21 protein-coding genes and 1 tRNA gene are annotated in these 22,152 nt (G+C 40.0%); 6 read left to right on the top strand and 16 right to left on the bottom strand.

Annotated elements, in window-relative coordinates; genetic code table 11:
• Positions 1-7: 7 nt before the first annotated feature.
• From tolB to L641_RS0121875, 9 genes are all read right to left on the bottom strand, one after another.
• Positions 8-1,366: a Tol-Pal system beta propeller repeat protein TolB gene (gene tolB / locus L641_RS0121915; RefSeq protein WP_013464640.1), complete on the bottom strand. Its 1,359-nt coding sequence runs from the start codon at positions 1,364-1,366 to the stop codon at positions 8-10.
• A gap of 8 nt (positions 1,367-1,374) precedes the next feature.
• A complete protein-coding gene (gene tolA / locus L641_RS0121910; protein ID WP_024601153.1) occupies positions 1,375-2,280 on the bottom strand; it encodes a cell envelope integrity protein TolA in 906 nt (301 codons plus the stop codon).
• A gap of 4 nt (positions 2,281-2,284) precedes the next feature.
• Positions 2,285-2,716 (bottom strand): protein TolR, encoded by a 432-nt coding sequence (gene tolR, locus L641_RS0121905; RefSeq protein ID WP_016899822.1) that lies wholly within the window; start codon positions 2,714-2,716, stop codon positions 2,285-2,287.
• Positions 2,703-3,407 carry a protein TolQ gene (gene tolQ / locus L641_RS0121900; RefSeq protein WP_016899821.1) on the bottom strand — a complete coding sequence of 235 codons (705 nt, stop codon included), beginning with the start codon at positions 3,405-3,407 and terminating at the stop codon, positions 2,703-2,705. Before tolQ ends, tolR begins: the two co-directional genes overlap by 14 nt.
• Positions 3,408-4,278: 871 nt before the next feature.
• Positions 4,279-5,289, bottom strand: coding sequence for a Holliday junction branch migration DNA helicase RuvB (gene ruvB, locus L641_RS0121895; protein WP_024601154.1), 1,011 nt, complete (start codon positions 5,287-5,289; stop codon positions 4,279-4,281).
• 7 nt (positions 5,290-5,296) lie between these two features.
• Positions 5,297-5,914, bottom strand: coding sequence for a Holliday junction branch migration protein RuvA (gene ruvA, locus L641_RS0121890; RefSeq protein ID WP_008114133.1), 618 nt, complete (start codon positions 5,912-5,914; stop codon positions 5,297-5,299).
• Positions 5,915-5,916: 2 nt separating this feature from the next.
• Positions 5,917-6,441, bottom strand: a complete 525-nt coding sequence (gene ruvC / locus L641_RS0121885; protein ID WP_024601155.1) for a crossover junction endodeoxyribonuclease RuvC — start codon at positions 6,439-6,441, stop codon at positions 5,917-5,919.
• 132 nt (positions 6,442-6,573) lie between these two features.
• Positions 6,574-9,075: an FtsX-like permease family protein gene (locus L641_RS0121880; RefSeq protein WP_024601156.1), complete on the bottom strand. Its 2,502-nt coding sequence runs from the start codon at positions 9,073-9,075 to the stop codon at positions 6,574-6,576.
• On the bottom strand, positions 9,065-9,778 hold the full coding sequence (locus L641_RS0121875; protein WP_008114127.1) for an ATP-binding cassette domain-containing protein: 714 nt from the start codon (positions 9,776-9,778) through the stop codon (positions 9,065-9,067). Before L641_RS0121875 ends, L641_RS0121880 begins: the two co-directional genes overlap by 11 nt.
• Between L641_RS0121875 and L641_RS0121870 the strand changes: the two genes are divergently transcribed.
• Both L641_RS0121870 and L641_RS0121860 read left to right on the top strand, forming a co-directional pair.
• The gene (locus L641_RS0121870) at positions 9,779-10,402 is read left to right on the top strand and encodes an arylesterase (RefSeq protein ID WP_024601157.1); all 624 of its coding nucleotides are present in this window, start codon (positions 9,779-9,781) and stop codon (positions 10,400-10,402) included.
• Positions 10,403-10,518: 116 nt separating this feature from the next.
• Positions 10,519-10,595: transfer RNA gene (locus L641_RS0121860), tRNA-Pro, on the top strand.
• Between the two features lie 403 nt (positions 10,596-10,998).
• Here L641_RS0121860 and L641_RS0121855 read toward each other — a convergent pair.
• Positions 10,999-11,766, bottom strand: a complete 768-nt coding sequence (locus L641_RS0121855) for a hypothetical protein (RefSeq protein WP_024601158.1) — start codon at positions 11,764-11,766, stop codon at positions 10,999-11,001.
• 260 nt (positions 11,767-12,026) lie between these two features.
• Positions 12,027-12,182, bottom strand: a complete 156-nt coding sequence (locus L641_RS23705) for a hypothetical protein (RefSeq protein ID WP_253944043.1) — start codon at positions 12,180-12,182, stop codon at positions 12,027-12,029.
• Positions 12,183-12,462: 280 nt separating this feature from the next.
• Here L641_RS23705 and L641_RS0121845 point away from each other — a divergent pair, with 280 nt between their 5' ends.
• From L641_RS0121845 to L641_RS0121835, 3 genes are read left to right on the top strand one after another with little or no spacing between them, the layout of a single operon-like run.
• Entirely contained in the window at positions 12,463-13,944 is a 1,482-nt protein-coding gene (locus L641_RS0121845; RefSeq protein ID WP_024601159.1) for a PAS domain-containing sensor histidine kinase, read from the top strand.
• On the top strand, positions 13,941-14,363 hold the full coding sequence (locus L641_RS0121840; protein WP_013464629.1) for a response regulator: 423 nt from the start codon (positions 13,941-13,943) through the stop codon (positions 14,361-14,363). The genes L641_RS0121845 and L641_RS0121840 overlap by 4 nt, the downstream gene beginning before the upstream one ends.
• Positions 14,364-14,386: 23 nt before the next feature.
• Positions 14,387-16,108, top strand: a complete 1,722-nt coding sequence (locus L641_RS0121835; RefSeq protein WP_235190276.1) for a GGDEF domain-containing response regulator — start codon at positions 14,387-14,389, stop codon at positions 16,106-16,108.
• A gap of 17 nt (positions 16,109-16,125) precedes the next feature.
• Here the strand turns inward: L641_RS0121835 and L641_RS0121830 are convergent, their stop codons facing one another.
• The 3 genes from L641_RS0121830 to L641_RS0121820 form a co-directional block, all read right to left on the bottom strand.
• Positions 16,126-16,668: a methyltransferase gene (locus tag L641_RS0121830; RefSeq protein ID WP_024601160.1), complete on the bottom strand. Its 543-nt coding sequence runs from the start codon at positions 16,666-16,668 to the stop codon at positions 16,126-16,128.
• Positions 16,669-16,849: 181 nt separating this feature from the next.
• A complete protein-coding gene (locus L641_RS0121825; protein WP_008114111.1) occupies positions 16,850-17,098 on the bottom strand; it encodes a hypothetical protein in 249 nt (82 codons plus the stop codon).
• A gap of 169 nt (positions 17,099-17,267) precedes the next feature.
• Positions 17,268-18,761, bottom strand: coding sequence for an acetyl-CoA hydrolase/transferase family protein (locus tag L641_RS0121820; RefSeq protein ID WP_024601161.1), 1,494 nt, complete (start codon positions 18,759-18,761; stop codon positions 17,268-17,270).
• Between the two features lie 388 nt (positions 18,762-19,149).
• Here L641_RS0121820 and L641_RS0121815 point away from each other — a divergent pair, with 388 nt between their 5' ends.
• A complete protein-coding gene (locus L641_RS0121815) occupies positions 19,150-19,743 on the top strand; it encodes a hypothetical protein (RefSeq protein WP_024601162.1) in 594 nt (197 codons plus the stop codon).
• A 58-nt stretch (positions 19,744-19,801) separates the two neighbouring features.
• On the opposite strand, the gene L641_RS0121810 is transcribed toward L641_RS0121815, so the two are convergent.
• Positions 19,802-20,353, bottom strand: coding sequence for a flavodoxin family protein (locus tag L641_RS0121810; RefSeq protein ID WP_024601163.1), 552 nt, complete (start codon positions 20,351-20,353; stop codon positions 19,802-19,804).
• A gap of 90 nt (positions 20,354-20,443) precedes the next feature.
• Positions 20,444-22,144, bottom strand: coding sequence for a cyanophycinase (locus L641_RS0121805; protein ID WP_024601164.1), 1,701 nt, complete (start codon positions 22,142-22,144; stop codon positions 20,444-20,446).
• Positions 22,145-22,152: the final 8 nt, after the last annotated feature.

Below are 22,152 nucleotides of genomic sequence, written 5' to 3'. Positions count from 1 at the left end.
GCAATTATTACTGTAAATATGGCGACCAAGCCGGTGCCTTTACTTGTCCATCAAGCACAGGTAAACGTGCTTTAAAACGGCCGTCCATCGATACTAGCGCAAGTACCTGTTTATTATTGTGGAGCGTGCTGTATATAATCATCGAGCCATTCGGCGCTATGCTCGGTGATTCGTCAAGGCGAGTTCGTGTTAAAACTTGAAACGCACCTGTAGCCAACTCTTTCTTAGCAAGATGATACTGTCCGTTAGTACGGTTTACCATCACTAATTCTTTTCCGTCTGGCGAAATAGAACCCGCTAGGTTCATGTCACCGTCAAAGGTTAATCTTTGCGTTCTGCCAGTTTTTAAATTTAACTTATAAATCTGAGCATTACCACCCCTTTCCGACGTAAATACTATATCTTCACCATTTGGGTACCACGAAGGTTCGGTATCTATACTACGATGGCGTGTTAATCGCGTCTCTTTACGTGTTAGTAAGTCTAATAAGTAAACCTCAGTTGCACCAGTTTTATCTTTTGACAGCACTAGCAGTAACTTTTTACCATCTGGCGAGAACTGCGGCGCGCCGTTAATTCCCTTGTAGCTGGTGATCAATTCGCGTTTACCCGTATAAATGTCTTGAATGTAAATTTGGCTCTGGCGATTTTCAAAGGTTACATACGCTAACTTAGTACCGTCAGGTGACCAAACCGGTGACATTAATGGCTCTTTTGAACGCAATAATACTTGTTCATTAAAACCATCGTAATCAGCAACCACTAACTGATAAGGCTTTTCTTCGGTATCACGTACAATAACATAGGCTATTTTTGTTAAAAACGCGCCTTTTTCGCCAGTTAGCTTTTCATAAATAACATCACTAATGCGGTGCGAGTATCGACGAAATCCAGTTTCACCAATTACGCTTTGACGTGCTTCTAAAATATGGTCTTGGCTTTGAACAAGCTTACCGTTGCTCATCATTTGTGTTTCACCGCCAGTAATTTGGCCGCGAATAACATCAACAAGCTCATAACGTACTAAGTAACGTCCGTTGGTTTGCTGTTCTACTTCACCCACTAAAACCGCTTCAACGCCTTTATTAACCCAAGCGCCGTAATCAATATCGCCGTCTTTATGTGGTTGTTGAGGCATTTGTGAAACACTAACTGGCTTAAATTTACCACTGCGCATTAAATCAGCAGCAATAACATCGCTAAGCTGCTCTGGAATAGGGCCAATACCTTGGTATTTAAAAGGCACAATCGCAATCGGTCTTGCACCGTCTATACCTTCAGTAATAACAATTTCAAGTGCCGCGTGTGCAACGCCCTGAAACCCTAATATTAAAACTAAACAGGCTATTTTAATTTTGTTAAACATGTCATCCCTTAAAACTCTGGCGCGATGGTTATATTAATATTCTTTAATTGTTCGAATACGTCTTTATCTTTCGATACCGGTAATGTGTCAGCCATGCGAACCGCTCTTAAAGCAGCTTCACACACTAACTTATCACCGCCTAACGACTTAACCTGCGTAACCAAGCCATTAAACCCAAGACGGAGATTAATGCGGCATTGCTGGTTTTTCATTTTTTCATCAATTAATAAGTTTTGCTGAATACGCGCCATAATTAATGCACGGTATTTATCAACTTCACTCACTACTTGCTGTTGACGTATTTTATTACGAGCAGCCTGCTCTTTGGCAAGTTGCTCTTGCAGTATTTGTTCTTGCAATGCTTGCTGACGTTTACGCTCAGCTTCTTCAGCACGTTTTTTACGCTCTTCTTCCGCTTTTTTAAGCGCGGCTTCTTCGGCTTTGCGTTTGTCGGCAGCCGCTTTAGCAGCATCTTCAGCCTCTTGCTTTTGCTTTTGCGCTTGTTTGGCCTTTGCTCGCTCACGTTGTTCTATTTCGCGGGCTTTTTTAGCTTGAGCTTCGGCTTCAGCTCTTTCTTTCTCTTTAGCTTTGCGCTGCTGCTCTAGCTTTTTAATGCGTCTTGCTTCAGATTCACTTTGCTTACGTGCGTCTGCTGCGCGGCGCTCTAAATCACGAATGCGTTTATCTTCAGCGCGCTTTTTATCTTCTTCTTTTTTGCGTAACTCAGCAATTTTTTGCTCAACCTGCTGTTGATCCACGGTCACAGCAGACACCGCATTTTCTGGCTCAGGAATGGCGGCATTAAGCGTCACTTCCATTACTTTAGGTTTAGGTGGATGAATGTTTGCTGATGCATACAAAAATCCCCCTAATGCTAAATGCAGTATTACTGATTTGATTAACGACGTATTCATATGACTACTTGGTCCCCTCAAAGGATTCGGTCATTAAGCCTACCGATGGTACACCTGCATTTTTCAAAAAATCCATGAGCAGTAACACTTCTTGATACGACACTTTGCCTGAGCCTTTAATCATTACTGGAGTATCAGGGTTTTTCATTAGTTGTAGTTTAATTACAGCGGCTACATCTAATGCTTCCATTGGCTCTTCCGGATCAGTACCTATGCTTACATAATACTTACCTTGCGAATCAATAGAGGCAATAATGGGCGGCGTATCTTTGGTATCAACCAAGTCTGACTCTTCCATTTTTGGTAGGTCTACTTTTACGCCATGGGTTATCAATGGCGCAGTGGCCATAAATATAATAAGCAACACCAACATTACATCAATGTATGGTACTACATTAATTTCTGCGACTGGGCGACGCTTTTTACGCTGGTACATTCGCTTGAGCCTCTATTTGGGTAGCTGCTTGACGGTGTAAAATATTGGCAAATTCTTCCATAAAGTTAATGTAATGAGATTCTAACTTTTCAACTTTATTAGCAAATCGGTTATAGGCAATAACGGCAGGAATAGCCGCAAATAAACCCATTGCTGTTGCAATCAAAGCTTCTGCTATACCTGGTGCAACCATTTGTAAGGTTGCTTGTTTTACTTCACCTAAGGCAATAAAGGCATTCATAATACCCCATACTGTACCAAACAAACCTATGTAGGGGCTAATTGACCCAACGGTTGCTAAAAACGATAAGCTTGATTCTAGTTTTTCTATTTCACGAGAAAGCGCAACCCGCATTGAACGGTGCGTGCCTTCCATAACAATGCCTGCACTTTGAAAGGTATTTTTTTTGTGGCGTGCAAACTCTTTAAAACCTGAGGTGAATAACGCTTCAATACCCGTTGATTGACCACCGCGTGATGAAATTTCGTTATATAACTTACTTAGGTCAACACCAGACCAAAAACGTTGCTCAAATTTTTTGGCATTTGCTAAGGCGTCAGAGATGGCTTTTTTACGTTGAAAAATAATAGCCCACGACATAACCGACATAGCAACCAACGCTAGCATTACTAATTGCACAAGCAAACTGGCTTCTAGAATTAGATCTAAAAAATTAAGCCCTGATCCCACGTTAAACTCCTAAATAATTAAAAACATCAAATTGATTTATTTGAGTAAGGTAACTTTGTAACACATTAGCCACCATTAAAGTTCAGCTAGTGTATCTAGTGTATTTCCTGCTGACAACGATATTGCTGTGAATAGCCAACAAAAAACGTTAAAAAAAATAGTTTTACTACTTAACTCTTGTTTTACTGTATAAATAAATAACAATAAAGCTATCTGTAAGCCCGCTTAATTTCACTAAAGAGTCACAAAAATACGCTGTTTATTCAAAATTAATGCATAAGCACTCATAAACACTACACGCTTACCTTAACGTAATAGTAAAACTAATACCGAACGTTTATATGTTAATATACATAAACAAAGCATTTCATTAACTTATAGAATTAATGGTTAATTAACATGCAACATTAAGTAAAAACAGAAAACCCCTGCTATTAGTTTTTTTAATCTGAAAATATAAATTTTCTAGTTTGAACAAATTCTGCCGCTTCGGTATTATTCTCCCATACCGAGCTAGCGCATTAAATGAAAGCTATTTCATTGAATCCAGTTCTTCGTAATATGATTTATTTCGTATTACTTTTTTACTTCTTGGGGTATGACCTCAATAAGTAAAACGTAGTTCCCTAGATTACTTCCTTAAACTTGTTGTTTGCCCGCATTATTTGCGGGCTTTTTTTTGCCCGCAATTTGTCAAATCAGCTACACTCGGCCTCAGTAACGTTACAGCAGGCGCACAATAGCCTGATATGTCTTAACGCTCAGTGAATTATTGGCAAAGTAAAATACGTCTAAATTTAGCCTTTGCTTATACTAAAAAGCCACTGTCGTTAAAATGACAGTGGCTTTAGAAAGAGTCTAGTTATTCTGGTTATTTAATCTTTTTAGGTAACAAGCCAAAATGGTGGTACGCATTATCAGAGACAATTCGCCCTCGCGGCGTACGCTGAATAAATCCTTGTTGAATTAAAAAGGGTTCAATCACATCTTCTATGGTTTCTTTCTCTTCGCCTATTGCCGCGGCTAAGTTGTCAAGGCCAACAGGGCCACCCATAAACTTTTCGATGATGGCGAGTAAATATTTACGATCCATGTAATCAAAACCGCTTTTATCAACGTCAATCATGTCGAGGGCTTGTTGGGCCACCTCAGCATTAACCGTACCGTCTGACTTTACTTGGGTGTAATCGCGCACTCGGCGCAATAAACGATTTGCAATACGTGGCGTACCGCGCGAACGTTTGGCTATTTCGGCCGCGCCATCGTCACACATTTCTAAACTAAGATAATGCGCTGAGCGCCCCACAATATGCGATAAGTCTTCCACAGAGTAAAACTCTAAGCGCTGCACAATACCAAAACGGTCACGCAGTGGAGAAGTTAATGATCCCGCACGGGTAGTTGCACCAATGAGTGTAAATGCGGGTAAATCAAGCTTAATAGAACGCGCTGCAGGGCCTTCACCTATCATAATATCGAGCTGGTAATCTTCCATTGCCGGGTAGAGTATTTCTTCAACTTGCGGGCTCAAACGGTGAATTTCATCAATAAACAGTACATCACCTTCTTCAAGGTTAGTGAGCAATGCGGCTAAATCGCCCGCTTTTTCAAGCACAGGCCCAGACGTGGTTTTAATATTTACGTTTAATTCGTTCGCCACAATATTAGCAAGCGTGGTTTTACCTAAGCCTGGTGGGCCAAATATCAATAAGTGATCCAACGCTTCGCTACGACTGCGCGCAGCTTCAATAAATATTTCCATTTGTTGCTTAACATGCGGCTGACCACGATAGTCGGCCAGTAACTTAGGCCTAATAGCACGGTCTATGGTGTCTTCGTTGGTTTTTTCAGCAGCATCTATTAAGCGATCAGCTTCGATCATAATTTACTCACAGCATTGATTTCAAAGATTCTTTAATTAGAACTTCAGTCGACATATCGGGTTTGCTTACTGATTTTACTGCTTTTTGCGCTTGTGGCAATTTATAACCGAGCGCCACTAATGCCGAAACCGCATCATCGGCCGCATTATTGGCTATAGTTGCATCGCTCGCAGGCTCTATTACGGCGCTATCGCTAAATGGGGTAAATAAGTCATTACCCCAATTTTTTAATCTGTCTTTCATTTCGAGCACTAAGCGCTCTGCGGTCTTTTTGCCCACCCCTGGCAGTTTAACCAAGGCAGTGGCATCTTCATTGTTTACACAACTTACAAACTGCTGCGCCGACATGCCCGACAAAATGGCTAAGCCTAATTTAGGCCCTACTCCATTGGCTTTTAACAGCTCTCTAAATAACGCACGTTCGGTTTTATTATTAAAGCCAAACAATAACTGTGCGTCTTCGCGTACTACAAAATGAGTGTACACAATGGCGTTGTCGCCTACTTTAGGCAAATCGTAAAAACAGGTCATTGGCATTTGTACTTCGTAGCCAACGCCGCTCACTTCTAAGAGTATTTCTGGGGGCTGTTTTTCAACTAACACGCCGTTTAAGCGACCTATCATTGTTATTTCCTTAGACGTCCTCTAACGGTTTTGCTTGCGCTACCCGCTAGTTTTATTAAATTTTGTTCAGAGTGGGCATGGCAAATTGCAATTGCAAGCGCATCCGCCGCATCGGCTTGCGGCGTACCTGGCAGTTTAAGTATGTTTTTAACCATATGTTGAACTTGCGATTTATCTGCCCCACCGTTACCCACAACGGCTTGCTTTATTTGCCGTGCTGAGTATTCAAAAACCGGTAAGTCGGCCATAGAGGCACCGACAATCGCAGCACCACGGGCTTGACCTAGCTTTAAAGCAGAATCAGGGTTATGCGCCATAAATACTTTTTCTATAGCAAATGTTTCAGGCGAAAATTGCTCTATAAGTTGCGTAATGCCCTGGTAAATCATTTTAAGTCGGGTGGGAAAGTCATGATCGGCTAATTTAATACAGCCACTGCCTAAGTATGAAAACTTGGCACCTTGATGCGCAACCACACCGTAACCCGTTAAACGCGAGCCCGGATCGATCCCTAAAATTATGGCCAAACAGCACTCTCATTATTGTTATTTATTAATAGTGCTAATAATGCCAGAGCACTGTATAAATTACCAGTACAAAGCAAAAACAAAAATGCCTACTTAAAAAGTAGGCATTTAAACGCTATTTGGCTGGAAAGTTTACGCCAATGCGCGTACTAAGCCTTGGGTATTTTGTTTAAGCGTACGGGCAATCATAAAATAGCCTAACCCAGCTACAAACACGCCGCCAGCAGCGGGGCCTATAATCCAAATATTAGGATGCAGCTTACCCGCTAAATCAAACATTTGCTGCTGAACAATCAATAACGCAATATCGCTGAAAAATGCAGCCACCAGTCCGGCTAAACCGCCCAGTAATAAAAACTCATACAAGGTGGCATTTTTGATTAATCGGCTTTTAGCGCCCAAAGTACGCAGTATCACAATTTCTTGCATCCGCTCACCTAAGCTTGCTTGCACCTGCGATATAAGTACCAACGCGCCACACAACACCACAATAGCCAGTACAAAGCCAATAGCTAACGACACTTGCTCAATAGTCGATTGAATTTGTCTAACAAAGTTGTCTACATCAATCGCTGTAATAGTAGGGTATGCTCGCAATAGCTGGCTAAAATCGCGCTTTTGCTCAGGCTCAATACGTACTGATGAAATATACGTGGCCGGAAAGCTGTTCAACACATCAGGGCTTAAAATAATGAAAAAGTTAGGTTTAAGCGTGGCCCAATTAACTTTACGTACACTGGTAATTTTAGCGTCGAACGACTGCGCACCAATTAAAAACGTGAGGGTATCGCCCATTTTCACATCAAGGCGCTTCATCATCGACTCTTCAAGTGAGGCCTCAGCTACTGCGTCATCGCCAAACCACTGGCCATCGATAATGTCATTTTGTGAAGGGACTTCGTCAAGCCAAGTTAAGTTAAGCTCGCGGCCAATGCCTGAGCGGGCTTCTTCGTCTTTTTTCTCGTTGTCTTGCAATGACACTTCACGTGCTACTGCTTCGCCATTTACTGCATTCACGCGGCCACGAATCGTTGGGTAAAACTCCGACACTTGAATGCCTTTTTGCGCTAAGTATTCATTTACCGGATCCAGCTCATTTTGCGTAATATTAACCAAAAAGGCATTAGGTGCATCGCTTGGTAACTGAGACTGCCAATCCGAAATAATGTCGTTTTTTAGCACAATTAAAAACAACAGTAATTTAATCGCTAGCGAAAAACTGATTAGCTGCACCGCGTTAACGTTGGCACGTTTTTGAATAGACGCAATAGCCAACGACCAGCTGTTACCTGGCTTTAAGCCAAGCTTTCGGCCCCCGCCAAATATTAATTTAGAAATTAAAAACAACACTAAAATAAGCGCAAGCGTTGAGGCAAATAAAATAAGGGTAATTTTAATATTGTTACTAAATAACCACATTAATAAAAATACCGTTAAGGCGCTAAGTCCTAAATGGATTTTACTTACCGCAAGGCGATCGCCTAAATTACGGCGAAGCACTCTAAGTGGTGGAATATCAAATAAATCTAACAATGGCTTAATAGAAAACATAACCGCACAAATAACCCCGGTGCTAATGGCCACTAACCACGGTTTAAACCCTGCCATAGGCAGTTCGGTTCCCATGCTTTTTGCAAGGTAACCAGTTGCAACTTCTTGTAAGCCGTAACCAATAGCAAGGCCAACAACTACCGCCATGGTACACACCATTAATAAGTGCATAAGGTAAATTTTGCGGATTATATCGCGGCTGCCGCCTAAAGTTTTCATCATTGCGACAGGGTCGTATTGGCGCTCACAATAACGTTTAGCTGACACCGCAATGGCTACTGCAGCTAAAATAATGCCCAGCAAACCTGCTAACAATAAAAAACTTTCGGCTCTGTTTAAGCTATTTGAAATAGGAGACTGGCGGTCTTTTACACCATACCAGTTTTGGTTTTCTTTGAGTTGCGGCTTTAACCAATCGTAAAAACTATTGATGTCGTTTTCATCACCTGCATATAACTGGCGGTAAAATACACGACTGCCTGGCTGTATTACTTCGGTTTTTGCCACATCATCTATGTTTATGAGCACCCTACGGCTACTAGAGAACACATTAAATGGCGCATCGGGTTCTTCTACAATCACCTTTTCAACATTAAATAACGCGGCACCTAATTCAACTTGGTCGCCTACGTTTATGTTTAAGCTATAAAAAACTGACTCACTTAACCATACGTTACCAGGGCTTGGCGCACCGGGTGCAACCTCAGTTTGAGCATTCAAACCCGACTTAACTTTCAATTGGCCTTTAAGCGGGTAACTGTTTGATGCAGCCTTTACCGAGCTAAACTGCATTTGATCGTTTGCAAACAGCATAGTGTCAAAGTACACCATTTGTGCAGTTTGTAAGTTTTGTTGTTCTGCTTTGGTTATAAAGGCGGTATCTATGGCGTGATTGCTGGCAAGAACACGATCTGCTGCTATAAATGCACTGCTTTTTTGCGCAATACTTTGTGCAATTCGCTCAGTTACCATAGATAAGGTAAGTACGGTTAATACCGCCAGTGCAATGGCTGCGCTTATTACGGTTAGTTCACCACGGCGAAACTCACGAGAAAATAGTTTAAGCGCTAATTTAGCCCACATTTGCCATTTCCTCTGTTGAATTTTGTACCAGCTCCCCCGCCTCTATTTGAATAATGCGTTCACATTTTTGCGCTAAGGCTTCATCGTGAGTGACTAAAATGAGGGTTGTTCCGTTTTGCTTATTTAAATCAAATAATAACGACTCAATCATATGGCCATTTTTGCTATCTAAGTTAGCTGATGGCTCATCGGCAAACAATATTTTTGGCGAACCCACAAACGCACGGGCAATCGCAACACGCTGCTGCTCACCACCAGATAACTGCGACGGGTAATGATCAACCCGATGGCTTAAGCCTACTTTTTCAAGCAAAGCGAGCGCTTGTTCTTTGGCGTCTTCTTTACCTGCAAGCTCTGCTGGTAGCATCACGTTTTCAAGTGCAGTTAAACTTTGTACCAACATAAAAGACTGAAATACAAAGCCAACTTTTGCAGCTCTGAGTGCGGCCCGCGCTTCTTCGTCTAATTCGTGCAGCGGCTCCCCATCTAACATTACTTCGCCGCTGCTTGCCGTATCAAGCCCTGCTAATAAACTTAATAAAGTGGATTTACCTGAGCCCGACGTGCCAACAACAGCAACAGACTCACCGTGCTTGACATTAAAGCTGATGTCGCTGAGGATGGACAACTCACCTTCAAGGGTAGATACAACTTTAGACAAACCATTTACTTGAATTATATTTAATTGAGAAAGCGCTGACATATGACTCATTCAATCCTACGTTTTGTATTTATTTTATTTTTAGTTATTAACCCGCTTACTGCGGCAGCTAACAACACGATTTTAATACTTGGTGACAGTTTAAGCGCAGCCTATGGCTTAAAACAAGAACAAGGCTGGGTGCAATTGTTACAAGATAAATACGATGCCGAGCAACGTAATATCAATTTAGTTAATGCCAGTATTAGCGGTGAAACCACTGGTGGCGCCCTGCGCAGACTTGATGCATTACTTGAGCAATATCAACCAACTCATGTGCTCATAGAGCTTGGCGCTAATGACGGTCTACGCGGTTTTCCAGTTACTAAAATGCAAGACAACTTGACCGCTCTAATTGAAAAAAGCCAAGTAATAGATGCACAAACCGCGCTAATGGAAATTTATATTCCACCTAACTATGGCCCACGTTACAGTAAAATGTTCACCGATAGCTTTGCCAGTGTTAGCAAAGCCACAGGCTCGTATTTAATGCCGTTTTTTGTACTTAAAGTAGCAGGCAAAAGCGAGCTAATGCAAAACGATAACTTACACCCTAACAAAACTGCGCAACCAATACTACGAGATGAAATGTATAACACGATCAACCAGTGGTTAAATAAAGAGTAAAGCCGTGTAAAACTTCTGGCGCAAGCGCTTATTATTAAACGCTTGCGCAATAAACATCCAAACAAACAAATGCTTATTGATTTTTTTAAAAATACACGTACTATTGCAGTCGAAGTCGGTATGTGGCGCAGCTTGGTAGCGCACTGTCATGGGGTGGCAGGGGTCGAGAGTTCGAATCTCTCCATACCGACCATTTAAATCCCTTCAAAACTTAGTTTTATTCAATAAAAACCATTTTCCTTTCGTACTAGCTAATTTAATAATAAAAATATCGCATATTTGTCGCACCAACCAATTTATTGACTGTTTTCCTGCTTTTTGATTTCAGAGGTATTGAGATTATGTGACCCCACAGTTAAATACTTTTCAAATAATAAAGAAGCACGTAACTGCTTTAATTATTGATGTATTGGTTTGAGGTCATTGATATTGCAGCTGTGAGTAGCCACTCGATATTATATATCTGGAGTTTAGGTTTAACTCTTTTACGCTATTTAAATTGAGTTTAAAAATAAAAACTCTTGATTCTTAAATAAATAATTTAAAAAATACATCTGCTTTTTTTGCAAGAACTTTTTAATGGCTGACCTTTTTCTTCACGACTTTCCTTGATTAAGTATTTTTATTGCATGTTCATGCCCATTTTCAGCCGCTTTTTTTAAATAATAATCCCCATAAATACTATTTTTTAATGGGGAATCACGCAGGCCATATATTCCGAAAAAAAGATAATATAAGTTCTTATACATATCATTTGAAAAACCTCGCTTTTCAGCCCTGTTCGATAGATAAGAAACCATTTTAGCTAACGACTCTGAGTCATTCTTTCTTATTGCTTCATCTAAAGTCAATTGACCTAATAATATAGCGGCCTCATCATCACCCACATCAGACGCTTTACGTAAGGAGTTTTTTAAAAAAGCAATATCACCATATTTTCCAAGTTGATATGCATAATATAAATTTACACTAGAATCTAAAATACCTTTTTCAAAAGATGACTCTAATAGCTTGGTTCCTTCATATATGTCTTCTGCTTTTTCACTTGTAATTAAAAAACTACCCAGGATATGCTTTGCTCTAATATTTCCTAAATACGATGAAATTGAAAGCATTTTTTTAGCTTTTTTATAATCTGGATTTTGCTTATATGCTCCCAAATATAAAACGTAACCAGATAGAAAATAGGCAGTGCTGTCATTCTGCAATATTCCTTGCTCTAGTACATTAGAAACATCTTTCCATTCGAGCTCTTGCTGAGCGTCAATATCATCTTTTATCAAATCTAAAGTAACATTCTCACTACAATTACCTTTTGCTTGATAGCAAACCAATAACAATATAAAAAATAAAATTTTACTCACTTAATCTCCCCGGAAGTCCCTTGGAATGATTGAAAATAGACCCTGTAAGAAAAGAAAAAGGGTCAAATTTTGACTTCAGACATCACAATTCTTAACTGTTCAGTAATCGCTTTTAACTACCTTCCAAACTATAACAAAATAGCACTTAAAAAATCCTTGGATAATTTCATGGACTAAAACTTTGCTTGCATACGACACGGCGACAAAGCGGCTGCCGTTTGTGTTAAGACTTCAGGCAAAGTTTATTTTGGTAGCCAGTGCTACACATAAATAGGCGTTTGATAAAAATCCTTAAGCTTATTTACTTTAGTTGCTTTATATGAAGGCAAAGCGAAGGTGTTACTCACAATGGTGCTGTTTTTAAGCACGTGTTGTTTTAACTTTTCTTCAAGCGCTGCCATACCAGCAGATAACATACCAGAGAAGACGCTTTACTAAAATCAGCACTTTTAAAGTCGTTACGATAAAGTGTAAGGTTATTTGAACCCAAGCTATACTTAATAAGCATTACAACCAACATTCCCCACCCCAAACCTAAATAAATGCACCTTTTTCAACCATGATGACTCGCTAAAATATAAGAAAAAATCATTAAAATGAGCATTTAAATAACATGATCTTTCGCTAGATTTGCTGTTCATTACTTGTTCGACTATTACTATATTATGGGAACTAAATTTACTTGCGGGATGCTTGATGAACCTTAAAAAAGTAAATAAAAAATCTAACTCACCAAGTTTAACTGTAAATATGGATGAAGCATTTTTAACTCAACTAGTTAATTGTTTACCCATGGGGGCAATGGTAGTTAATACTGATGCTCAGATCCTTTTTGCCAATAATCAACTGTCTGAAATACTGGGCTATGAGGATTCAGAACTCATAGGGATGAACATAGATAGTTTACTTCCAGCTCAATTTAAAGCCAATCATACCCACTTGATGAGTCAGTTTTTTGCTAACCCTCGAAAACGCTTAATGGGTGAAGGCCGTGAGTTATTTGCGAGTCAAAAAAGTGGTAAGCAAATCCCAATTGAAATAGGTTTAAACCCAATACACGGACAACAAGAATTAGTTTTAGCCACACTGGTTGATATATCGCAAAGGCTGCGCGCTAATAATATGTTTCAACGCTCTATTCAAGCTGCACCACATGGTGTGTTAATAGTTGACCAAGCGGGCATTATTCAAGCGGTTAATCAATCGTTATGTAAATCTTTTGGTTACAGTGAAATAGAACTACTCGATAAAAAAATGGAAATGTTATTACCGCAGCGCTACCAAGGGCATCACTCAGCACTTCGTCATTCATTTCACCGTGAACCCAGTGTAAGAAGTATGGGAGTAGGTAGAGATTTAACCGCGTTACACAAAGACGGTAAAGAATTCCCGGTTGAAGTAGGCTTGAGTCCTTTTATAAACACCAATGATGAAGACATGGTGTTTGTCTCGTTGTTAGATATAACAGAACGAAAACAAATGGAAACTGAGCTAAAAGAAAATAACACTAGCCTGAAAGAGTTTACCTATGTGGCCTCTCATGATTTACGCTCTCCATTGCGTGGCATTTCAAACTTAATTGAATGGATAAAAGAAGATTTAGGCACTACCACGCCTGAAGTAGAGTACAACTTAACGCGTATTGATGATCGTATTCATAAAATGGAGACGTTAATTGATAATTTATTGGCCTATGCAAGAGCTGGCAAAGCTACCCTAGATACTCAAGTAATCGATATGCATAAATTAATCTCTAACGTCACCGAACTGTTAGATTTACCGGCTGGAATGAAGCTTCATAAAGACATTCAATTAAATACCATCGTCACTGCATGGACGCCGCTTGAAACCGTTGTTCGCAATTTGTTAAGTAATGCCATTAAACATCACGACAGTGAAGAAGGAAGTATAAAAATTCGTTGTGTAGCAGAAAATACGCTTTGCCATATCACTGTGACTGATGATGGCCCCGGTATACCACCAGAAGCTTACGAACGTATTTTTAGTTTATTTCAAACAACCTCTGACGATAAGTCAGGCTCAGGTATTGGGCTGTCTATTAGCCGGCGTCTGGCACAAGCTCATGGTGGGCGCATTTCCGTTAGCTCAAATGAACCGCAAAAAGGGTCTACATTTCATGTTTGGTGGCCGCGCTTTGCAAGGAAAGAGAATTTATGATCAAAAATCTATCTATACTGCTTGTTGAAGACGATGATGTTGCCGCGGAAGCCGTAACAAGAAGCCTAAAAAAAGTGGATCCTAAAATTAAAATAATTTGGAAACAAAATGGAAAACTTGCGTTAGATGCGTTACGAGAAAAAGCACAACAAAAAGTAATATCAGAGCCCTACTTAGTATTGCTAGACCTGAATATGCCAGTGATGAATGGGTTTGAATTTTTAGAGCATATTCGTAAAGATAAAAAATTAAACGATACTGTTGTATTTATACTCACGACCTCCAATGAGGATAACGATCGTACTCGCGCGTACCATAACAACGTAGCAGGTTACATGGTTAAACATGCAATTGGCCCGCAGTTTGCCAAATTAGCGACACTTATGGATGCTTATATACATGCCGTTGAGCTTGAATAAGCTATTTTGCAAGAGATATGGATATGATAACTTCAATAGATAATTTTGAAACCTGCGACAGTATTAACCTACTCATTGTTGATGACGATGCGGTTGATAGAGAACAAATACGTCGTATGATATCTCGCTCAAATATACAGGCGAAAATTTCAGAGGCATCCTCTATTGAAAGTTCGATGTCTTACCTTGAACATGGTGAGTTTGATTGTGTCATAGTTGATTACCGATTAGGTATCGGATCGGGGCTTACCCTGCTAAATAATATTAGAAAGACTGAAAATAACCACTGTGCTGTGATTATGATCACGGGCTTAGGAGATGAAAAAATAGCAGCAGAAGCTATGCGGCTAGGAGCAAGCGATTATTTACTTAAAAATCAATTAAAAAGCGATCAGTTGATACACTCTATATCTAGCTCAATTCAACGCGCAAACTTAGAAAAAAAACTTCATGACATGGCACACTACGATAGCCTAACAGGCTTAGCAAGCCGCCCTATTTTAATTGATCAACTCCAACAGGCCATTACATCTGAGCAAAAGCTCGCCGTTGCCTATTTAGATTTAGATAATTTTAAACCCATTAATGACAAATACGGTCACGAAACCGGTGACTTCGTTTTGAAAACTATTGCCCAAAGACTAAAAAGCACATTACGCAAAGAAGATACACTCGCGCGTATTGGCGGAGATGAGTTTATCTTTTTATTAAGAGGGGCTGCGCACACGATACAAGAATATGAGACTCTGTTACAAGAGGTGCTGATTGAGGTAAACGACCCAATAAAATTAGCAGAGTTTTCGTGCTCCGTTCAAATTTCAGTCAGCATCGGCGTTGCACTTCCCAGTGATGATGGCTTAACTTGTGATGACATTTTACGCAGAGCCGATCAAACAATGTACCAAGCAAAAAGATCAGGAACAAACCGAATTCTGTTTTTTGATCCAGAAGAAGAAAGCCTAAGGCATGCAAAACATGATTTATTATTGGCTGCTGAAAAAGGCATTGCTCGCAAAGAGTTTATTTTACATTATCAACCAAAGGTAAATTTGATGGATCACCAGTTGATTGGCGTTGAAGCCTTAATACGCTGGAATCACCCTACTTTGGGTTTACTTTATCCTGGTCACTTTTCAGAGGCATTAGAGCATCCACACATTGGTATTTTAATTGGTGAATGGGTACTTGCTGAGGCCTTAAAACAGCATAAAATTTGGACAAGAAATCATCTTTCTATGAGTGTAAACATCTCTCCAGCTCATTTACTTAGTGAGGGCTTTGTTGAAAACCTCAGAGAGTTACTCATCAGCACTAATAATATAAAACCAAAAACCCTCGAATTGGAAATTTTAGAGAGCACTACAATTGGAAACGTTGACCAAGCAGTCGACGTTCTCAATGGCTGCCGCGATTTAGGGGTAAGTATTGCGCTAGACGACTTTGGTACAGGTTATGCTTCGTTGAGTTACTTAAAAAAATTACCTTTAGATACATTAAAAATAGATCAAAGCTTTGTTAAAAAGCTCCTATCAGACCATGAAGACAAGTCCATCGTTACGTGTATCGTGGCGCTAAGTAAAGCATTTGGGTATAACCTAGTTGCAGAGGGGATAGAGTCACAAGAGCTCGAAAAAGTACTTATAGGCATGGGTTGCTATCATGGGCAAGGCTATTATATTGCCAAACCAATGTCTGCAGAGAAGATGAACTTATGGATAAAAAATATGACATCAACTAAGCACTGACCCTAAATAATATTCCTCTATTTGGGTTGCCAGTGGTACACATAAATCGGTGTTTGGTAAAAATCTTTAAGCTTGATCACGTTAGTTGGTTTATATGATGGCAAAGCGAAGGTGTTACTCACAATAGTGATTTTATTATTAACTACGTCATGTTTTAACTTTTCTTCAAGCGCTACCATACCACCAGGAAACAAGTAACACACCAGAGTAGACGCAGAACTAAAATCGGCATTTTTAAAGTCTTTACGATAGAGGGTAAGGTTATCTAAACCTAAACTATATTTAAAAAGCATTGAAATTAACCAAGGAAACCACGATAACTCATAGCCAATAACCTGTTTATTAGGATGCTTTTTGGCAACCGGTATAACAAGCGTTCCCCAACCTGAACCTAAATCAATTAATGCGCCTTTTTCATCCATGCTTATTGCAGCAAGCATAGTTTGGCGCGCTTTGCTTGAGCTCATCATCGGTGAAATTCCCGTTTTTAGCGTTCCCCAAACAATAGATAAAGCGATTAGAAGGACTAAAAAGAAAAGTCCGATAGCAATAAAGTCCATACTAACTAACACCTAATAACGGTTGAATCATCATAATCTCACCTTATCGATTATTTGTTTCTATATAGTAAAACCATTACAAAGAGCACCGTTAGTATAAATTTATTTTATATTTAACAACTGTTTAAAATAAACCACAAAAAAAGCGCCATTTGGCGCTTTTTAGATTAGTAGCAAGGAATTAATGCTTACGCCCTACGCCGTTGCGCACCATGTCTTGGCCGCTTTGGAAAATCTCTTCGGTAATTTCGCGTGCTAATAAAAGTTGTTGCTTGTCATCAAACACCGCGACAAAACGGCTGCCGTCAGCATTGTTAGTTGCCATGCCCACGCCTGCTACGCCGGTTAAACCTAAGCCGCCGTTTTCAACTTGCAGTAAAAAGCTTTCAAGTTCAGCGAGGGTGTCGATTGCAGTTAGTTTGTTTTCCATTGTGGTTGCTCTATGTGTTGCTCGCCATAGCGAGTCTGTCAATAATATGCGGTTATTTTACAGCACATAGTAAAAACTTAAACCACCTTATAGGCAAAGTCATAACAACATTCTGTAAAGCAAAATTAAAAGTATTTGTAAAAACCCCGCAAATGCGGGGTTTTAAGTATTAGCTTTGCTTCATTGTGCCTTGTTGTTCAAGGCGGGTATGCCAGCTAAACGCTTCTTCTAAAAGGTGGGGCGTATGGCCGCCACGTACACAAGCACGCTCGTAGTAATCAAGCATAGCGTTGCGATAATCTGGGTGTACACAGTGTTTAATTACTTCAACAGCCCGTTCGCGTGGCGCTAATCCACGTAAATCAGCAAGGCCTTGCTCGGTCACTAAAATATCAACATCGTGCTCGGTATGATCGACGTGGCTTACCATAGGTACCACGCTTGAAATAGCGCCGCCTTTAGCAATTGATTTAGTTACAAACACCGATACATGCGCATTACGTGCAAAGTCGCCTGAACCACCAATACCGTTCATCATTTTAGTACCACACACATGAGTTGAGTTAACGTTGCCATATATATCAAACTCAAGTGCCGTGTTAATTGCAATAATACCTAAACGACGCACAATTTCAGGGTGATTCGACATTTCTTGTGGGCGAAGTACTAGCTTATCGCGGTACTTTTCAAGGTTATTAAATACTTGTGCGTTACAACGCTCTGATAAAATAATTGAACACCCAGAGGCAAAATTAAGTTTACCCGCATCAATTAAGTCAAAGGTAGAATCTTGTAGTACCTCTGAGTACATAGTGAGGTCTTTAAAATCTGAGTCTAATAAACCCATCATGACTGCATTGGCTATGTTACCAATACCCGCTTGTAATGGGCCTAAGTTTGCAGGCATGCGCTGTTGTGCTACTTCTTCTTTAAAAAAGTTAACTAAATGGCGTGCAATAGAGGCGGTATCGGCATCTGGGTCGGTTACTGTTGAAAATGAGTCACTTTGATTAGTAAATACAATACCCACAATTTTAGCCGGATCGATTGGAATAGCAGCACTACCGATACGGTCATCTACTTTCACTAGCGGCACTGGAGTGCGCGTTGGACGGTACGATGGAATGTATATGTCGTGCAGCCCTTCAAGCTCTGGCTGATGTAACATGTTAATTTCTACAATTACTTCTTTAGCAAAAATAGCAAAGCTTGCTGAGTTCCCCACTGACGTTGTAGGTACTATGTGGCCTTCTTCTGTAATAGCTACGGCTTCAATGACCGCTACATCTGGCATAGTTAACTGATGATTACGTAACTGTTCAACAGTTTCTGATAAATGCTGGTCAATAAACATGACCTCACCGTTGTTAATTGCTTTACGTAATGTGCTGTCTACCTGAAATGGCATACGACGCGCTAACGCACCTGATTCAGTAAGTAGCTTATCTAAGTCGTTACCTAATGACGCGCCCGTCATTAGGTTAATTTTCATTGGGTTTTCACGTACACGCTCGGCAAGTGCACGTGGTACAGCTTTCGCTTCACCAGCACGAGTAAAGCCACTCATGCCCACGGTCATGCCGTCTTTAATAAATAAACTGGCCTGCTCTGCAGACATCACTTTGTTGTGTAAGTCACTACGACGAATTCGTTCTAATTGCATTTGGAACCCCTTAAACCCCATTATTATTTGGGCGCTATTCTAAGTATTTCCTTATGCTTCGTAAGCTAGACCTAAGTCTCATTTACGCATAGTTGGTATAAAAACGTTGCAGAGCGCTTTAATTTTGTACACTTTATTACTTAACTTATTGCTGTTATTGGGGTTAGAATACCAAAAAATCTATTCAATCATTTAACTAAACAAGCTTAAAAACAAATATAATTAATTTAAATCAATTGCTTATAAATTCAGCCAGGAAAGCTTAGATTATAAATTGTATAAAAATAAAGCCGTACAGGCCAAATCTTACAAAATAATAAACTGGTCATTCATTGGGCAGTAACCTTGTAAGGAATAGAATCTAGGATTTACGTATTAAGGAAAATACATGGATTTGTCTGACGAAGAAATTAACTTTTTATCTGGGTTGTTTGAACCTAGTCAAAGTACAGCATTAATTAATGAAACAAAACTAACAGTACAAACATCAATACCAGATGGTATTGCGCATTTACTTGGTCAGGCTAAATTAACCCTATTAGCAGAAGTAGCTCATTACCAACTGTGGTTTCCACTTCAATTTAAAACTGATGAATTAGGCCATTTCAGTACTGTGTTAGCAGCCCCAGAAGTGATTGATACTAAAGGGACTCAACGTAGCTGGCGAATAAGTGAATTAAATATTCAAAGCCAAGGTTTTTGCATTGAATCTATCTCAAGCACAGGAATATTTTTAAAACCCACATCAATAAACAGTGAACTTGATGAGTTACAAAATATGCAATTTATTTTACCCAATGAAGCGGCTATATCATTAGACATAGAACCCGTTAGGCACAGTGAGTGTGGCATAGCAGCTAAAATAAAGCATATTCACCATGGTAAAGAGCAACTGAGAGCGTATTTATTTGAAGTTCATAAACGTGAATATTCAAGCTTATATCAACTTGAGCATAAGCAAGAACTGGGGCTATCAAACTAAAAAGCCACACTAATTAAGTGTGGCTTTACGGATTAAATAAACTTAATTTAGGTCATTTTTACTTTAATCGTTTTGCTATTTCAGCAACGCGCTCACCGTATAAACGAGCCGTTTCTAAATCGCCTGATGGAATAGCCGTTTCGTCAGCATCAGTAGGTGATTGTACTAATACGCCAACCGAACCGCCTAAGTTATTGATGTCTTGACGGGTTGATTCCAATTTATTGGCGGGTGGTAACCCTAGGCTTACCCAAATTCCACCATGCTGTGAAGCTAACGTTTGCATACTAATTAGGGTGACTTGTTTGTCGCCATTTAGGCTGCCGCTATTAGTAAAACCGCCAAACACTTTATCTTTCCAACCCATGGTAAACCACACTTTAGAGGTGGCATCGACAAACTTTTTAAACTGCCAAGGGTATGAGCCCATATAGGTAGGTGCACCAAAAATAATGGCGTCTGCATTGTTTAATGCATCCCAATCGGTGTCTTTAATATCACCATTTTCATCGATTGCAATAAGCTGAGCGTTTGCTCCATCAGCCACAAATTCCGCCACTTTTTTGGTATGGCCATATCCAGAAAAATAAATAACCGCTACTTTACTCATGAACCTTCCTTTTGTTGTGATTTAATAACACGCTTTAAGTATAGTATGGCCGCTTAATCTAAAATCAACTAAGCAGCGTGTTTAATTAAATTAAAAGGTACTCACTGAAATTTCTAAATTACTCACCGCACAGCCATACTGCTCAGCACTAATACGGTGATAAGCCGACTCAGGCTTAGTTGATAGACTAATAATAAACGCATCTTGCTGACCAACAGCTGTTTGTTCTTGGCTCAAGCACATGGCTTGCGTTAAAGAGCGCAATTTGGCATCCGTTAAAATATTGCCGAAACGCTGAACCGGCAAAGGCGGTATTTTAATTGCTGGCAATGCTTGGCTAATACTGCGCTGACTTAAGGTAAAATCATTATTTTTAATATCAATCACACTGCCAGCAGGCCAGTACGAGTAACTGTAGGTTTTAGTTTCAGCCTGAGCCTGCCCTGTTGATTTAACCATCACCACACCATTTTTACCAATTACGGTCATTAAATTCCCTGATTCAGATTTAATAACCACTAAGGCGGTGGTTTCGTCTACACCAAAACCAAATGCGGGTTGAGCTTGATTTGCACCAAAGCTGTCGAGCAAAGTGCCTAGTCTTAATGTACGGTTTCGCTCGCTAAAGTGTGTATCGAGTACACCGTAACTAAATGTGCCTAAACCCCCAAAGCGGTTGTAAGTTAAACTATCGCTGTTTGAGCGCTCACTGGGTGCATCAATGGCTTGCGCGCCTTCTTTCAATGCCGATAAACTTGTGCCATTAGTGATCATAACCACATTACCACCGTGCGCTTGCCCGCCACTTTGCACTGCGGTGCCTGCACTTGTACCTACAACAACAGGGCGAGACTGTAACGCTTTTGTCCATGGATATGGCTGATTATTTTCATCAAACAATACCTTGCGCGTTAAGCTTTGATCGCCGCCATTAAACATAACACCGGTACTATTTTTGATTAGCTGCACTAAAGCGTCTGTGCCGTTTTTACACAGCAAATATTCTGCTTGAGTGCGATCAGGATAAATATGTTCACGTTGATATAGCCCCATTTCAGAGTGCCTAAGCGTGTTTAAATCATCACATTTATTGGTGGTTATTGCTTTAGCAAGCGCAGGGGTTAATGCAAGCCATTGTGAATTTACATTGGGAAAACGAAGTAATCCTTCGTAAAAATCAGCAGATTCATAAGGGTCTCTGCTTGAGGCGGTAATGGCTAGTATGCTCGGGTTAGTACTTTTTACTTTTAAACTGCCAGATATAAATTGCAAAATATCTGTCGCGGCGGATTCGCTATTAAGCGCGGTATTGACCTGCTCTTTTAGTCGCGTATTGTCGCTCTGCAGCTGCGCTACTTCAAGCATATCTATTACAAAATTGTATTCTTGATCCGTTAAACTATTGAGCTGTTTACTATCAATATCGCGCCATAACCATAACAGCTCTTTTTTTGACAATGTGGGTGATGATTTAGCCTGCATTGTTGCTAAATTTTTAATAGTTTTGTTTTTAGCTTGCGTATTTTTACTTGGCCATTGTTGCTTTATTTGACTAATTTTAGCGTTGGAGAGCGCAAATACATTATGTATTTTACCCGGAATTTGTGTGTTTTTTTCACAATTTTTAGGGCTTAAACTAGCACACGTTGTGAGTGCACCGCCGACTAATACTAACGTTTGTTCAGATTCTTTTGCGCTTAACTGCAGCGAAAAAGCAATAAAAAACGAAAAAACAGCCGTTATTGTACGCGATTTAGCTAACCGTTTGTTTGGTAAATATATTCGTTCCATTATGTTAT

This window comes from Pseudoalteromonas sp. TB41 (assembly GCF_000497975.1).
GTDB lineage: Bacteria > Pseudomonadota > Gammaproteobacteria > Enterobacterales > Alteromonadaceae > Pseudoalteromonas > Pseudoalteromonas tetraodonis.
Note: the sequence above shows the minus strand (reverse complement) of the source record. Positions and strands in the feature narration are given on the sequence as shown.

Bases quoted from the DNA above. Each gene is read 5' to 3' on its own strand.
- tolB (WP_013464640.1), bottom strand. From the start codon at position 1,366: ATGTTTAACAAAATTAAAATAGCCTGTTTAGTTTTAATATTAGGGTTT.
- tolA (WP_024601153.1), bottom strand. From the start codon at position 2,280: ATGAATACGTCGTTAATCAAATCAGTAATACTGCATTTAGCATTAGGG.
- tolR (WP_016899822.1), bottom strand. From the start codon at position 2,716: ATGTACCAGCGTAAAAAGCGTCGCCCAGTCGCAGAAATTAATGTAGTA.
- ruvB (WP_024601154.1), bottom strand. From the start codon at position 5,289: ATGATCGAAGCTGATCGCTTAATAGATGCTGCTGAAAAAACCAACGAA.
- ruvA (WP_008114133.1), bottom strand. From the start codon at position 5,914: ATGATAGGTCGCTTAAACGGCGTGTTAGTTGAAAAACAGCCCCCAGAA.
- L641_RS0121880 (WP_024601156.1), bottom strand. From the start codon at position 9,075: ATGTGGGCTAAATTAGCGCTTAAACTATTTTCTCGTGAGTTTCGCCGT.
- L641_RS0121875 (WP_008114127.1), bottom strand. From the start codon at position 9,778: ATGTCAGCGCTTTCTCAATTAAATATAATTCAAGTAAATGGTTTGTCT.
- L641_RS0121870 (WP_024601157.1), top strand. From the start codon at position 9,779: ATGACTCATTCAATCCTACGTTTTGTATTTATTTTATTTTTAGTTATT.
- L641_RS23705 (WP_253944043.1), bottom strand. From the start codon at position 12,182: ATGTTATCTGCTGGTATGGCAGCGCTTGAAGAAAAGTTAAAACAACAC.
- L641_RS0121845 (WP_024601159.1), top strand. From the start codon at position 12,463: ATGAACCTTAAAAAAGTAAATAAAAAATCTAACTCACCAAGTTTAACT.
- L641_RS0121840 (WP_013464629.1), top strand. From the start codon at position 13,941: ATGATCAAAAATCTATCTATACTGCTTGTTGAAGACGATGATGTTGCC.
- L641_RS0121835 (WP_235190276.1), top strand. From the start codon at position 14,387: ATGATAACTTCAATAGATAATTTTGAAACCTGCGACAGTATTAACCTA.
- L641_RS0121830 (WP_024601160.1), bottom strand. From the start codon at position 16,668: ATGGACTTTATTGCTATCGGACTTTTCTTTTTAGTCCTTCTAATCGCT.
- L641_RS0121825 (WP_008114111.1), bottom strand. From the start codon at position 17,098: ATGGAAAACAAACTAACTGCAATCGACACCCTCGCTGAACTTGAAAGC.
- L641_RS0121820 (WP_024601161.1), bottom strand. From the start codon at position 18,761: ATGCAATTAGAACGAATTCGTCGTAGTGACTTACACAACAAAGTGATG.
- L641_RS0121815 (WP_024601162.1), top strand. From the start codon at position 19,150: ATGGATTTGTCTGACGAAGAAATTAACTTTTTATCTGGGTTGTTTGAA.
- L641_RS0121810 (WP_024601163.1), bottom strand. From the start codon at position 20,353: ATGAGTAAAGTAGCGGTTATTTATTTTTCTGGATATGGCCATACCAAA.
- L641_RS0121805 (WP_024601164.1), bottom strand. From the start codon at position 22,144: ATGGAACGAATATATTTACCAAACAAACGGTTAGCTAAATCGCGTACA.